Genomic DNA, 14,303 nt, shown 5'->3' with positions numbered 1-14,303 from the left:
CGGGCCCCCGCGCCCCGGGGCCCGGCCGCGCGACCCGCCCGTCCCGCCGCGCGAGCCGCCCGTCCCGCCGGGCGTCCCGTGAGGCGTCCTGTGGGGCGTCCCCTGGGGCACCCCCGCACTGGCGGCGCCAGAGTGATCGCCGTAAGGTCGCGAGGAAGTACACCGGACGATAAGGACCATGATCATGGAGCTCGACCACGAATTCACCGTCCCCGTGCCGGTGGATCGGGCCTGGTCGGTGCTGCTCGACGTGGAGCGCGTCGCGTCGTGCATGCCGGGCGCGACCCTCGACTCGGTCGACGGCGACGAGTACGCGGGCCGGATGAAGGTGAAGGTCGGCGCGATGACCATCACCTACCGGGGCACCGCGCGCATCGTGTCGGCGGACGAGCCGTCCCGCACCGTCACGATGGAGGCCGCCGCGAAGGAGGCGCGCGGCTCCGGCACGGCGTCGGCGACCGTCCAGGCGAAGCTGCACCAGCAGGACGACGGCACGACCCGGGTGACGGTGCGCACCAAGCTGAACGTGACGGGGCGGCCCGCGCAGTTCGGCCGCAACATCCTGTCCGAGGTCGGCTCGAAGATCATCGCACGGTTCGCGAAGGCGCTCGCGGCGGAACTGGAAGCGCCGGAGGCGCCGGAGGCCGAGCCCGCCGCCGCTGCCGAGCCCGCCGCTGCCGCACCCGCGGCTGCGGCGCCGGTGCAGGAGGCCATGCCGGAGCCGGAGGCCCCCGCCGAGAAGGCCGCCGAGCCGGAGAAGGCCGCGGAGCCGGGACCGGCGAAGGCGGAGGTGGCGCAGCCCGTCCCGGCCGCGCCGCCGCAGTCCGCGGCGCCGCAGCCGCCGTCGCCGTCCGAGCGGCCGCCGCTGCGGCTCGCGCGCGACGACGACGCGATCGACCTGCTGGAGGTCGCGGGGCCGTCGCTGGCGAAGCGGGCCGTCCCGGCGGCGGGCGGGCTCGTCGTGCTGCTGCTGGTCATCCGCTGGCTGGTGCGGCGCCGCCGCCGCTGACGGGGCCGCCGAGGCCCGGGGCCGGTTCAAGCGCGGGTCAACGATCGGCATGCGATCGGCGACGACGGTGGATCGCACGGCCGCGATGGCATGACCTTGTGCCGTGGACACGATCGAGCTGCAGCGGATCGCGCTGATCGGGAACGACAACTGGTGGTACCGGGAACGGCGCGCGATCATCTCCGGTGAGCTGCTGCGGTTCAGCGTGCCCGGCGCCGCCGTCGACATCGGCGCCGGAGCGGGCGCGGACGCGCGGATGCTGGCCGGGCACGGCTGGCGCGCCACCGCGATCGACCTGAACCCGGAGGCGGTCGCGCTCGCGCGCGCACACGGCGTCGAGGCGTACGAGGGCGACGCCCGCTACCTCCCGCTCCCCGGCGAGGAGTACGACCTGGCGCTCGCGATGGACGTGCTCGCCCACATCGACGACCAGGAGCGCGCCGCCGCCGAGATCGTCCGGGTGCTGAGGCCGGGCGGGACGGCGCTCGTGTCCGTCCCGTGCGACATGGGGCTGTGGTCGGCGCACGACGTCGCGCTCGGGCGCGTCCGCCGCTACACCCGCGACGCCCTCACCGAACTCCTCGAAGGCGCGGGCCTGCTGCTGGAACGGCTGTGGAGCCGCGGCGTGCTGCTGCGTCCCGTCCTGCGCCGGCTCCGGCACCGGACGACGCGCCGCGAGGACCTCGCTCCCCTGCATCCGCTTGCGAACGAGGCCCTGCGGCTGTCGATGGCGCTGGAGCGGCGGCTGCCGCTGTGGTCGTGGCCGGGCACCTGGCTGTTCGCCCGCTGCCGCCGCCCCGGCTGACCGGCCGGCGTTCACGTGCGGCGAGCCGTCGTCATCGCGGACCGCATGACGACGGCTCGCCGCACGTCAACCGGGGAAGACCTGGTCGATGACGCGGGCGGAGGCGTCGCCGTCGTCGTGCGGGCAGTACTTGACGAAGAAGTCGTCGTACCGGCCGCTGTACTCGTCCTCCAGGTCGGGCGCCTCGCGGACGGCCTCGGCGACCTCCTCGGACGTCGCGACCAGCGGCCCCGGCGCCTCCGCCTCCAGGTCCACGTAGAAGCCGCGCACGTGGTCGCGGTAGCGCTCCAGGTCGTAGGTGTAGAAGACCATCGGTCGCCCTAGGACGGCGTAGTCGAACATGGCCGACGAGTAGTCCGTCACCAGCACGTCGGATGCCATGTAGAGGTCAGAGATGTCGGGGTAGCGGGTGACGTCGATGACGAAGTCGTCGGACGCGAGGTGGGCGCGGTCCGTGATGAGGTAGTGCGCGCGCAGGAGCAGGACGTGGTCCTCCCCGAGCGCGCGCCGCATGGTCTCCAGGTCCAGTTCCAGGTGGAAGCCGCGCCTGTCCGGGTTGTGGTGCTCGTCGTCCCGCCATGTCGGCGCGTACAGCACGACCTTCTTGCCTTCGGGGATGCCGAGGCGCTTGCGGATATCGGCCCCTACGCGCTGCCATTCGGGGGCGCTCATGACGTCGTTGCGCGGGTATCCGGTCTCCAGAACCTCGCCGCTGTAGTGGAACGCGCGCCGCATCACGTCCGTGGCGAACGGGCTGGGCGAGAGCAGGTAGTCCCATCGCGGTACCTCGCGCTGGATCCAGTCGAGCTTCTCGGTGCGCCGGTAGGGCATGTCCTTCAGGTCGTAGCCGAGCCGCTTGAGCGGGGCGCCGTGCCACGTCTGCAGGTAGGTCTGCCCGGGCCGCTTGGCGAACCAGTACGGCGCCCCGTAGTTCGTGACGACGTACCGTGCGCGCGCGAGCGTCCGGTAGTGCTCGCGCGTTCCCGCCTGGACGGTCCGCGCCTCGCCCTCAACGGCGAACTGGCCGTCCTGCGAGATCCACACGCATTCGAGGTCGGGCCTGCGCTTCGCGAGTTCCTCGTAGAGCGCGCGGGGGTTGCAGCTGTACTGCGACGCGTTGTAGCTGTCGAACACCACCACGTCCGACAGCGCGCTGCGCAGGTAGACGGGATAGTCGTTCTGCTGCAGGAGCCGCTGCGCGTGCCGGCCGCGCTCGTCCTCCGACAGGGCCGGACGGCTGTGGATCTGCACCGCGTCGGTCTGGTGGACGCCGACCTCGAACTCGTGCGTCCCGACACGCCGCCATTCGGGCAGCGCGGGGATCCCGGCGCGCTCGGCGACGACGGCGACGTCCCCGGCACGCGTGGGCGCGATCAGGTCCCAGGCGCCCTCGGCGAGCGGCAGGTCCGTCCCGAACACCGGCAGGCGCGCGGGCGTGAACGCGGCGGTGAACCGGTCATCGTCCCAGGTCAGTGGCACCTCGTGGGCCTCGCCCGAGCGGCTGCAGCGCAGCACGAGGCGCTCGGGCCGCTCCTCCGGGTCGGCGTAGGTGCCGGTCAGGGTGAGGCGGCCCTCGGCGTCCCAGCCGGCCTGCGTGACCACGGGGCGGAAGCCGCGCTCGATCCCGCGCAGGTTCCCGTACGCGGTGCGGGTCACGACGAACTCGCGGCCCCGCCAGGCGAACCTGGCCTCGGCGAGATGCCCGGCCATGGTGAGCCGGAGCGGGCCTCCCTCGCCGCTCAGCCGGATGTCCCAGTCGATGGCGTCCAGCAGGTGCGCCCGGCCCGGCGTGACGTGCGGGACGTTCTCATCCGTGTGCTCGCCCGCGCCGTCGTCCCCGCGCTCCCCAACGCCGTCGCCCGTGCGCTCGCCCGCGCCGTCGCCCGCGCGCTTCCCCTCGCCCTCATCCGCGGCGCCTTCGCCGGGTGCGCCGGCGTCGGCGTCGTCGGGGATCGACAGCAGGCCGTCCAGCGGCAGCGTCGCGGTGAAGCTGAACCCGGTCCCCTCGGCCGCCGGCGTCACCGCCGCCGGGCGGACCGTGACGTCGCCGAACACCTCCGTCCCGCCGTGCCGCCGCGCCGCCATGATCGCCGCGCCGGCGCCGAGGGCCCGGTTCGTCCACCCGGTCAGCTCCAGCACGCCGCCCGTCCGGCGGAACCCGGTGAGCACCGCCCGGGACGCCTTGACGTGCACGGCGAACCCGTCGTCGCCGTCCGCCGGCTGCACCGCGACGTGCTCGGCGGGCTGCCGCGCGGCCGTCCACCGGACCCGCGGCGCCGCCGCGGTGACCCGCCGGACCGCCTTGTGCCCGGCCGTGGTGACCTCGGCGTACAGCTCCCACGCGGCGGTGCGCCACTCCTCGCCGTCCCGCAGCGCCTCCGGGTCGACCCGGACGGCGAACCCGGACCACTCGTAGGAGACCAGCGCCTGGCCGGAGCGGGCCGTGGCCTCGGGGCAGCGGGTCCGCTCCACGTCGAGGCGGACCTCCTGGCCCGTCCGGGAGTCGCGCAGCCACATCCGGATCCGGGAGTCGTGCGCCGACGACACGTCGAGGCGGGCGAAGTGCGCGAACCCCTCGATCGTGAGGACGTCCCCGTCCCAGCCGGCCCGCTCCACCCGCGTCCACAGCTCGAACTCGTCGGTGACGTCGTACACCTCGTCGGGGACCCCGCGGTGCGGGTCGCCGAAGAACGGGTAGCGGGCGTACCAGCGCTGCCGGAACCGGCCCTTCGCGACGAGCGGGACCTCGTCGAGGCCGCCCTCCTCGAACCGCAGCACCTCCAGCAGCTCCGGCAGCATCCGCTCGCCGAGCAGGTGCAGCTCCAGCCGCTTGATCGCCTCCAGCCCGGACGCGGCGGCCGGGTCCGCCTCCGCGACGAGCTCCGCGCCGAGGCCGACCAGCCGGCGGCGCTCCTGCTCGGACGCGGCGGGCAGCGCGTGTACGAGCGCGCGGACGTCGAGGTCCAGCGCGTACATGTCGTGGGCGGGCAGCAGCTCCGGCGCCCGGTCGCGCAGGACGCGGCGCACCATCCCGAGGGCGGCCATCCGGTCGATGATGTCGCCGAGCTCCTGCCGTTCCCGGTCGTAGGCGCCCGGGTGGTGGCGCCAGAAGTAGACGGTGGCGTCGAGGACGTCGACGGAGGACGCGAGGACGTGCGTCTCCATCGCCACGGTCAGGTCCCCGTACTGCATCGCGGGGAACTCGAACTGGTGGGCCTCCCAGAACGAGCGGCGGAACACCTTGTTCCACACCGTCCGGTCCTGCAGCAGCGTCGGCTGGTGGGAGATGTGCGTGGAACGGGCCGTCGCCGCGTAGGGCTCCGCGTGCAGCCACGACTGCCATACGCCCTCGTCGTCGAGGCACATGACGTTGCCGCCCGCGATGTCCGACCCGGTCGACTCCAGCGTCGCGACCAGCAGCTCGTACGCGTAGGGCGGGAGCGCGTCCTCGCCGTCGGCGAACGCGAGGTAGCGGCCCTCGGCGTGCCGGACGCCGGTGTTGCGCGCCGGTCCCGCCGCGGGGTCGGTGTGCGGGACGAGCGCGAACCGGCCGTCGCGGCGCGCGAACGCCTCGGCGACGGCGACGGCCCCGTCCGCGGCCCCGTCGTCCACCATGATCACTTCGAGGTCGCGCAGCGTCTGCCCGGCCAGCGACTCCAGGCATCCGGCGAGGTGCTCCCCGGCGGCGCGGAACGGTACGACGACGCTGATCTTCGGTGACACGGGTTCTCCAGGGGTTGCGGGGTGGTGCGCGCAGTGACGGGCACGGTGGTGGTGACGGGCACGGTGGTCAGGAACGGTGGTGCGCGCGGGTGCCGCTCGGGACGGCGCCGCGGCGCGCCGGATCCGCGCGGCGCCGCTCGGGACGGCGCCGCGCGGACGTCAGAGCACGCGGTCGAGGACGCGGGCGGCGGCCCGGCCGTCGTCGTGCGGGCAGTACCGGGCGGCGAACGCCGCGCGCGCGCCGCGGTACCCGGACTCGATCGCCGCCGGCTCGGCCAGCGCCTCGACGACCTGCTTGGACGTGCGCAGCAGCGGCCCGGGCGCCTCGGCGTCGAAGTCGAAGTAGAAGCCGCGCACGTGGTCGCGGTAGCGCTCCAGGTCGTAGGTGTAGAACAGCATCGGCCTGCCGGTGACGGCGAAGTCGAACATCGCCGAGGAGTAGTCGGTGACGAGCACGTCGCTGATCAGGAACAGCTCGGAGATGTCGGGATAGACCGACACGTCCATGACGCAGTCGCCGGGCCGCCACTTCGGCCGGTCCGTCACCAGGTAGTGGGTGCGAAGCAGCAGGACGTGGTCGCGGCCCAGGGCCTTGCGGAACCGCTCGACGTCGAGTTCGAGGCGGAACGCCCGCTTGCCGATGGCGAAGTGGAAGTCGTCCCGCCACGTCGGCGCGTACAGCACGACCCGCTTGCCGTCGGGGATGCCGAGGCGCCGCCGTACCGCCGTCGCTATCTCGTCGCGGTGCGGGCTGCACAGGATGTCGTTGCGCGGGTAGCCGCTCTCCAGGATCTCGCCCTGGTAGCCGAACGCGCGCCGGAACAGCGGCACGGAGAACGCGTTCTGCGATAGCAGCACGTCCCACTGCGGGACGTCGTGCTGCATCCAGTCCATGCCTTCGGTCCGCTTGTAGGGCATCTTCTTGACGTCGTAGCCGAGCTTCTTCAGCGGCGTACCGTGCCAGCACTGCACGTACGTCTGGTCCTCGCGTTTGGTGAACCACTCCTGCTGCGACCAGTTGCCGAACACGAACCGCGCCCTTGCGAGCGCCTCGTAGTGCTCGCGGGAACCGGCCAGGACGGTACGCGCGCCGGCGGGCTTGCCGAACTGGCCGTTCTCCGTGACCCACACGCAGTCGATGTCCAGTTCCCTGCGGCGAAGCTCGTCGTAGATGCCGCGCGGGTTGCACGCGTACTGGCGTCCCTTGTACGCGTCGAACACGGCCAGGTCCCGCACGGGCAGGTTCAGGTGCCGCCTGTAGTGCCCGGACCGGATCCTCGCCTGCGCGTAGGGGCCGCGCTCGTCGTCGTCGAGGGCCGTCTGGATGAGGAGCTGGAGCTGGTCGGTCTTGTAGACGCGGACGTCGACGCGGTGCAGGCCCGTCTCGGTCGGCTCCGGCAGGTTCCGCAGGGCGTGCCGGCGGACGACCACCGGCCGCTCCGTCTCGCCGAGCGGCGCGAACACGTCCCAGCGGCCGGACACCAGCGGGCGCGACAGCCCCAGCACCGGCATCCGCTCAGGCGCGAACTTCGCGGTGAACCGGTCGCTCTCCCAGCGCAGCGGGACGGTGTGCTCCTCGCAGGAACGGCGCCGCCGCAGCACCAGCGCCTCCGGACGGCTCGCGGGGTCGACGCAGGTCCCCGATAGTCGCAGCAGCCCGTCGGGCGACCACGACACCCGGTCCACCGCGGGCGCGCTGCCGCGCGCGACGACCCGGACCTGGCTGCGCCGCGTCCGCGCGACCTCCAGCTCCCCGCAGGGCGCCGGGTACACCGCGCCCGCCGCGTCCTCCTCCAGGTACGGGCGGACGCCGCCGGGCAGGGTGATCTCCCAGTCGCCGAGATGCCGCGCCAGCGCGCCGACCGGCAGCTTCGCGCGGAACCCGTACCAGCCGTCCGCCGCGCCCTCGGCGGGCTCGACCGGCCCCACCACGGTGGCGCGCCCCGCCTTCGGCACCGCGGTCACCCGCGCGTCCGCGTCGAGCGGCGTGCGGCTCCAGCCGTCCAACCACAGCTCGTCGCCCTCGACGTGCGACCCGGCCACCGTCGCCTCCGTCCGGCGCACCTGCACGACGAACCGGCGCTTCGCCGCGACGCCCTGCACCAGCACGCCCGGCGCGCACTCCCGGTCGTCCGGCCACTGCCGCGCGCTCAGCCGCGGGTTGGCGAACGTCCGGCGCCGCCGCAGCCCCCGGTTGACGATCTCCACGCACGGGATCCAGTCGACGTCCCGCCAGCGGCCGAAGATCCGCAGCGCGGCCGGGTCGATCTCCGCGACGAACCCCGACCAGTCGTAGGACACCACCGACTGCTTCGTTCGCGCCGTCACGTCCGGCCGGCGCACCCGCCGGATCGGCACCCGCATCAGCCCGCGCCGGTTGGACGCCAGCAGCCACAGCCGGATCCGGGAGCCGTCCTCGCTGGAGGAGTCCAGGTGGCGGATGTAGGCGTGCCCTTCGAGCCGCAGCCGCCCGCCGACCCAGGTCGCCCGGTCGATCGCCGCCGCCGGCTTCAGCTCGTCGGTCACGTCGTACACGTGCAGCGGGACGCCGCACTCCTCGTCCTCGAAGAACGGGTACTCGGCGTACCAGCGGTGCCGCAGCCCGCGCCGCACCCGCGCGGTGTCGTTGTGCTTGCCGAGCTGCACGAACCGGAGCACGTCCATCAGCTCGGGCAGCTTCTTGCGGCACAGCAGGTGCAGCTGGAGCCGCGTCATGGAGGGGAGCTTCTTGATGACGCGCGGGTTGACGCCCTCCGCAAGGGCCGCGCCCATGGCGACGAGCTCCTCGCGGTTCTCGTCGTCGGTTCTGGGGAGGGCGTCGAGGACCACGCGCAACTCGATGTCGATGAGCACGTGCTCGTCGTACGTGGCGACGAGCTGCGGCGCGTAGGAAGCCAAGCCCTCCCGCACCACGCGCGCGGAACGCAGGCGCTGGCAGAGGTTGTCCCAGTCGTAGCGGTCCTCGGTGATGGATCCCGGCCGCTTACGCCAGTAGTAGACGGTGTCGCTCAGCACGTCCACGGAATCGGCCAGTGCGTGCGCGCGCGCCGTCACCGGCGGGTCCTCATAGAAGCCAGGGGGGAATTCCAGTTCCGCACGGTCCCAGAACGAGCGCCGGTACACCTTGTTCCACGGCGTACGGTCGCGGATCAGCAGCCCATGCGACGACACGTGCGTCTTCGTGCGGGTCTCGGTGAAGACGCCGCTGTGCAGCACCGACTGCCACGTCCGGTCGACGTCCATCCGCTCGACGTTCCCGGACGCCATGTCCGACCCGGTGCGCTCCAGCGAGCCGACCATCCTGCTGTAGGCGTCCCGTTCCACCACGTCGTCGGCGTCGGCGAACGCCAGGTACTCCCCCTTCGCCAGCCGCACCCCCGCGTTCCGGGACGGGCCCGGCCCCTCGTTGTCGCGCGTCAGCAGCCGGAACCGCGGATCGCGGTCGCACATCTCCTTGGCGATCACCGCTCCGTTGTCGTCCGACCCGTCGTCCACCATGATCACTTCGAGGTCGCGCAACGACTGCCCGGCGATCGACTCCAGGCACGCGCGCAGATACTCCTCGGTGTTGTGGAACGGGACGACGACGCTGAGCTTCGGGGACATGCGGCCTCCTAGGGACGGGGGGCCGAACCCCCGCACCCCCCGGTTCGCTTCGCTCATGCCAGTAGGTCGGTTGGACGGGAGCCGCCGCCGAGCGAGAGCGGAAACCCCGCCACACCGAGCATGGTGACATGAAGTGATCACACGAACGCGGATCGCTATTGCCAGGCCGTCCCCTGACGCAGACTTGACCCGCCCTGCCGTCCCTTTACCGCGTCCTGACCCGGCATTCCGGGCCGAGCTCCGCGATCGCCGCGCGGACGCCCGCCGCCAGCGCCTCGAACTCCTCCGCCCGCGGCGACGTCGACCGGAACCCCAGCCCGATCCGCCGGAACGGCGCCGGGTCCGCGAACCGGTGCAGCGCCAGGTTCGGCGCCCGCCGCGTCTCCACCGGCAGCGCCGTCTCCGGGACCAGCGTCACGCCGAGCCCGCCCGCCACGAGCTGGACGAGCGTCGCCAGGCTCGTCGCGTACGTCGCCGACGGCGCCCGCGCGCCCACCTCCCGGCACACGTCCAGCGCCTGGTCGCGCAGGCAGTGCCCCTCGTTCAGCAGGATCACGTCCAGCTCGCTCAGCGCGTCGCGGGGCACGCCCTCGGCGTCCAGGTCGAACGACGCCGGGGTGACCAGCACGAAGTCCTCGTCGTAGAGGGGCAGCTCGGTGACGCCCTGGGCCGGCGCGGGCAGCGCGAGCAGCACCACGTCGAGCCGCCCGGCCATCAGCTCCGCGACGATGTGGTCGGTCTGCTCCTCGTGCACCGACAGCTCGAGGTCGGGGAACTCCTTGGCGAGCCGCGGGAGCACCACCGGCAGCAGGTAGGGCGCGACCGTCGGGATCACCCCGACGCGCAGCGGCCCGACCAGCGGCCCGCGCACCGCCCTGACCTCCTCGACCAGCCGGTCCAGCTCCGCCAGCACGGTCTCGGCGCGCCGCGCGACGCGCTCGCCCGCCGGCGTCAGCAGCACCCGGCGGGTCGTCCGCTCGACGAGGCGGGTGTCGAGGCTCTCCTCCAGCGCGGCCACGGAGCCCGACAGCGCGGGCTGGCTCATCCGCAGCGCGGCGGCGGCGTCCCGGAAGTGCAGATGCTCGGCCAGCGCGAGGAACGCCCGGAGCTGCGACACCGTCGGCCTGCTGATAACCGTCTCCTATCACCGCGTCGTCGATTGATGACCGCGGCCTCACGATACCCGGCGGGCGCAGGAGCCCCGGACCATCACTTCCGCCGCGCCGGGCAACGGACGGGCGGCCCGTGAGTGTAAGAGACGTGGAAACCGACATAGTGGCGAACATGCGCCACCCCCGCCGCACGGCCGGCACCGTCCCGGAGGCAGGCGCCCCCGAGGCGGACGCCCCCGAGGTGGACCATCGCGCCGCGGGCACCGCCGCCCTGGTGGCCCTGTTCCGCGAGCACCAGCTCGGCCTGGCCCGCACCGCCCTGATGATCGTCGGGGACAGGGCCACCGCCGAGGACGTCGTGCAGGACGCCTTCGTCGACCTGTACCGCCGGATCGACCGCCTGACCGACCACGACCGGATGCTGCCGTACGCCCGCGCCGCGGTGGTCAACAAGTGCCGCACGGTGCTGCGCCGGCGCAAGCTGGCGTTCCGGTCGGGACGCACGCACGAGCCGCCGGTGTGGTCCGCCGAATCGGCGGCCATGCTCGGCGAGGAGCGGCGCGAGGTCTTCCTCGCGCTGCGCCGCCTGCCGCAGCGCCGCCGCGAGGCGCTGGTGCTCCGCTACTACCTGGACCTGGACGAGCGCGAGATCGCCGAGATCATGGGGATCGGCGTCGGCACGGTCCGGTCCACCGTCTCGCGGGCGCTCGCGGCGCTCGCCGACCTGCTCGGGGAGGAAGCATGACCAGGACCGAGGAGCGGCTCCGCGACGCGTTCGGCGCGGCCGCCGACAGCATGCCGGACGGCTCGCTCGCACCGCTCACCGTCCCGGCCCGGCGGCGGCGCCGGCCCTGGACCGTGCCGGTCGCCGTCGCGGCCGGGCTGGCCGCCGTCGTCGTCGGCGGCACGGCGCTGGGCGGCGTGATCCCGCGCACCGTCCACGGCAACGCCGCCGCGGGCGGGGACGGGCCCCGCTACATCGTGGCGATCCGCGACGGGCGCGCGGTCGTCGAGAGCGCCGCCGGCCAGGGACTCTCCAAGGCGGCACCGCTGAGCGGCCACTACGAGGCGGTCGCCGCGACGGGCGACGGGCGGACCTTCTTCCTCGCCGGCAAGGCCGGCGGCGACGCCTACGCCTTCTACCGGCTCACCCTCACCGCGAACGGGACCCCGTCGGCGCCCCAACCGCTCCCCGGCGGGACCGTCCGGCTCGACACGGGATTCGGCAAGCCCGAGAACCTCGCCGCCAGCCCCGACGGCACCCGGCTCGCCGTCGTCGGCACCGCCGGCGGGCGCCCCGAGGCCGTCGTCGTCGACGTCCGCACCGGCGGCCACCGGACCTGGACCGCCCCCGGCGCCGGGACCGTCACCAGCGCCACATGGGCGCCCGACGACCGCACCCTCGGCTTCATCCAGACCCCCGCGAGCCCGTCCGGGCAGGCGGTGCTGCGGCTGCTCGACACCCGCCGGCCCGGCGCCGACCTGCTGTCCTCCCGCGTGCTGCGCCCCGCCGAGATCACCGGGGCGCGGGTGAACGGGCTGATCAACGTGTTCGTCCTCAACCCCGACGGGCGGACCGCGACGGCCCAGATCCAGGGCGCCAAGCACGGCCGGGACGACGACGCCTCCTACGCCCTCGCGACGCTGTCGGCGGCGGACGGGCGGCCCACCGGAAGGGCCGTCCCGCTGCCGGGCGACTCCTTCTTCGTCAAGGCCGACGGCTCCGGCGAACACTTCCTGCAGCTCATCGACGGCCGGCCCGGACGCGTCGACGGCGGCGCGTTCACCTGGCTGAGCAGCGCCGCCGACTACGACGACCTCGCCTGGTGACCCGTCCCGCCCGCCGCCGGTGACACGGCCGCTGTGGTATCAAGCCCGGGTGTCCGACGATCCCGCCCGGCGCCCGGGCTACCACCACGGCTCGCTGCGCGCCGCGCTGACCGCGACCGCCCTTGACCTGCTGGACGAGGGCGGCGTGGCCCATGTCTCGGTGCGCGAGGCGGCGCGGCGGGCCGGCGTCTCCGCGGGCGCCCCGTTCCGGCACTTCGCCGACCGGGACGCCCTGCTCACGGCCGTCGCGGGACGCATCCTGGAGGACTTCGGCGAGTGGCAGCGCGCGGCGCTCGCGGACGCCCGCCCGGACCGTCCGGCCATGTGGACGTTCGGGCACGCCTTCGTCCGGTACGCCGCGCGGCACCCGCACCGGTTCGAGCTGCTGCGCACCACCGTCTACACCGCGGACCCGGCGCCGGAGATCCGCGAGGGCATGCGGGCGATCGAGCGGCAGGTGACCGGTCTCATCGCGGCCGGGCAGAACGCCGGCACGCTGCGCGCGGGCGACCCGCAGCTGGTGATCCTCGCGGCGCACGCCCTGGTCTACGGGCTGTCCCAGATGGTCGTCGACGGCTTCCTGCCCGCCGAGCACGCCGGTGAGCTGGCCGAACAGGTCCTCGACACGTTCGGGAAGGGCATCGGGCAGGCCTGATCCGGCGCTCCCCGCAGGCATTGACGGCACCTGGCGGCACTGATGTAATCGGCGATTACATTCGCCGGACACCAGGGGTCCCCATGCCGTTCGAGCAGCCCATCGCCACGGGCCGGATCACCGTGAACGCCTCCCCCGCCGCGGTCTACCGGATCGTCAGCGACCCGCCCGTCATGATCACCTTCGCCGAGGAGGCGTACCGCGCCCGCTGGCTCGGCCGTCCCGCCCGGGCCGCCGTCGGCGCCCGCTTCCGCGGCTACAACCGCAAGGGCCGCCGCCGCTGGTTCACCAACTGCACCGTCATCGCCGCCCGCGAGAACGAGCGGTTCGCCTACGACGTCGACGCCCCGTTCGGGCTGCCGATCTCCCGCTGGCAGTACGACATCGCGTCCGCGGAGGACGGCCAGAGCTGCACCGTCACCGAGACGAACTGGCTGCGCGTCCCGGTGTGGTTCATCCCGTTCGCCATCGCGCTGACCGGGACCGTGGACCGCCCCGCCCACAACGCCCGCAACATCGCCACCACCCTCGGCCGCCTCAAGGCGCACCTCGAAGCCGCCCCCGCGTCCTGACCGCGGTTCGGGCGCCCGACATACCACGACGATCCGGAGATCCTCTACACTCCTCCACTACGGAGCGTGTCGGGCATTCGAGGCACGGATGTGATCTCCATCAACCTGCGGCGTCCATCGCCGGCCTCCGAGAGGGCCTTTGCGCCGGTCCGACGGGGTTCGCCGAGATCCAATAGGAAGCTCCTATCAATCCGTTGCGATAGATCGATTTCTCTTTCACCTGCCGGTACGGCACGCTGAGTGACATCAGCCGCCGGACGGCACCCTCGCCGCGGCGGCCTTCCCACGCCTCTCCCGCGCGAGAGGCGCGCCCTTTCTCGTGACAAAAGGAGCATGCGTGCTTACTGTCGGTGACCAGTTCCCCGAGTACGAGCTGACCGCCTGCGTCTCGCTGGACCCGGACAACGCCTTCGAGACGATCAACCACAAGTCCTACGAGGGCAAGTGGCGCGTCGTGTTCTTCTGGCCCAAGGACTTCACCTTCGTCTGTCCGACCGAGATCGCCGAGTTCGGCCGCCTCAACGAGGACTTCGCCGACCGCGACGCCCAGGTGCTCGGCGCGTCCGTCGACAACGAGTTCGTCCACTTCGCCTGGCGCAAGGACCACCCGGACCTGCGCGAGATCCCGTTCCCGATGCTGTCGGACCTCAAGCGCGAGCTGTGCGAGGCCCTCGGCATCCTCACCGAGGACGGCGTCGCGCAGCGGGCGACCTTCATCGTCGACCCGAACAACGAGATCCAGTTCTCCATGGTGACCGCGGGCTCCGTCGGCCGCAACGTCAAGGAGGTCCTGCGGGTCCTCGACGCCCTGCAGAGCGACGAGCTGTGCCCCTGCAACTGGAACAAGGGCGAGGACACCCTCGACGCCGCCAAGCTGATGGCCGGTGCCTGATCCACCCGCTTCACCCCGCCGGCCGGCCCGCCCACGGCGCCCGCGACGCGCCGCGGCGGCCCGCCCCGGTCCCGACGGCCGGTCGCACCCGCGCGGCCG

At 73.3% G+C, this 14,303-nt stretch carries 10 protein-coding genes; 7 read left to right on the top strand and 3 right to left on the bottom strand.

All coding sequences use genetic code 11. The features are described from left to right. The first annotated feature begins 184 nt into the window (after positions 1-184). Positions 185-1,009 (top strand): SRPBCC family protein, encoded by an 825-nt coding sequence (locus tag F9B16_RS42475; protein ID WP_225992434.1) that lies wholly within the window; start codon positions 185-187, stop codon positions 1,007-1,009. Between the two features lie 103 nt (positions 1,010-1,112). Continuing rightward, complete coding sequence (locus F9B16_RS42470) at positions 1,113-1,814, top strand: class I SAM-dependent methyltransferase (RefSeq protein ID WP_151545932.1); 702 nt, start codon at positions 1,113-1,115, stop codon at positions 1,812-1,814. Positions 1,815-1,880: 66 nt separating this feature from the next. On the opposite strand, the gene F9B16_RS42465 is transcribed toward F9B16_RS42470, so the two are convergent. The 3 genes from F9B16_RS42465 to F9B16_RS42455 form a co-directional block, all read right to left on the bottom strand. Continuing rightward, positions 1,881-5,537: a bifunctional glycosyltransferase/CDP-glycerol:glycerophosphate glycerophosphotransferase gene (locus tag F9B16_RS42465; RefSeq protein WP_151545931.1), complete on the bottom strand. Its 3,657-nt coding sequence runs from the start codon at positions 5,535-5,537 to the stop codon at positions 1,881-1,883. Between the two features lie 159 nt (positions 5,538-5,696). Next, on the bottom strand, positions 5,697-9,143 hold the full coding sequence (locus F9B16_RS42460) for a bifunctional glycosyltransferase/CDP-glycerol:glycerophosphate glycerophosphotransferase (RefSeq protein WP_151545930.1): 3,447 nt from the start codon (positions 9,141-9,143) through the stop codon (positions 5,697-5,699). Positions 9,144-9,348: 205 nt separating this feature from the next. Next, positions 9,349-10,260: a LysR substrate-binding domain-containing protein gene (locus F9B16_RS42455; RefSeq protein ID WP_225992433.1), complete on the bottom strand. Its 912-nt coding sequence runs from the start codon at positions 10,258-10,260 to the stop codon at positions 9,349-9,351. Between the two features lie 143 nt (positions 10,261-10,403). Here F9B16_RS42455 and F9B16_RS42450 point away from each other — a divergent pair, with 143 nt between their 5' ends. From F9B16_RS42450 to F9B16_RS42430, 5 genes are all read left to right on the top strand, one after another. Continuing rightward, positions 10,404-11,000 (top strand): SigE family RNA polymerase sigma factor, encoded by a 597-nt coding sequence (locus tag F9B16_RS42450; RefSeq protein WP_225992432.1) that lies wholly within the window; start codon positions 10,404-10,406, stop codon positions 10,998-11,000. After that, a complete protein-coding gene (locus tag F9B16_RS42445) occupies positions 10,997-12,085 on the top strand; it encodes a hypothetical protein (RefSeq protein ID WP_151545928.1) in 1,089 nt (362 codons plus the stop codon). Before F9B16_RS42450 ends, F9B16_RS42445 begins: the two co-directional genes overlap by 4 nt. Positions 12,086-12,134: 49 nt before the next feature. Then, positions 12,135-12,740, top strand: a complete 606-nt coding sequence (locus F9B16_RS42440; protein ID WP_151545927.1) for a TetR/AcrR family transcriptional regulator — start codon at positions 12,135-12,137, stop codon at positions 12,738-12,740. 83 nt (positions 12,741-12,823) lie between these two features. Next, entirely contained in the window at positions 12,824-13,312 is a 489-nt protein-coding gene (locus F9B16_RS42435) for an SRPBCC family protein (protein ID WP_151545926.1), read from the top strand. A 337-nt stretch (positions 13,313-13,649) separates the two neighbouring features. After that, positions 13,650-14,204 (top strand): peroxiredoxin, encoded by a 555-nt coding sequence (locus F9B16_RS42430; protein ID WP_151545925.1) that lies wholly within the window; start codon positions 13,650-13,652, stop codon positions 14,202-14,204. The last annotated feature ends 99 nt before the right edge of the window (positions 14,205-14,303 follow it).

The sequence above is a fragment of the Actinomadura montaniterrae genome (genome assembly GCF_008923365.1).
Lineage (GTDB): Bacteria > Actinomycetota > Actinomycetes > Streptosporangiales > Streptosporangiaceae > Spirillospora > Spirillospora montaniterrae.
The sequence above is the reverse complement of the archived record's forward strand: the minus strand, read 5'-3'. Positions and strand labels throughout refer to the sequence as shown.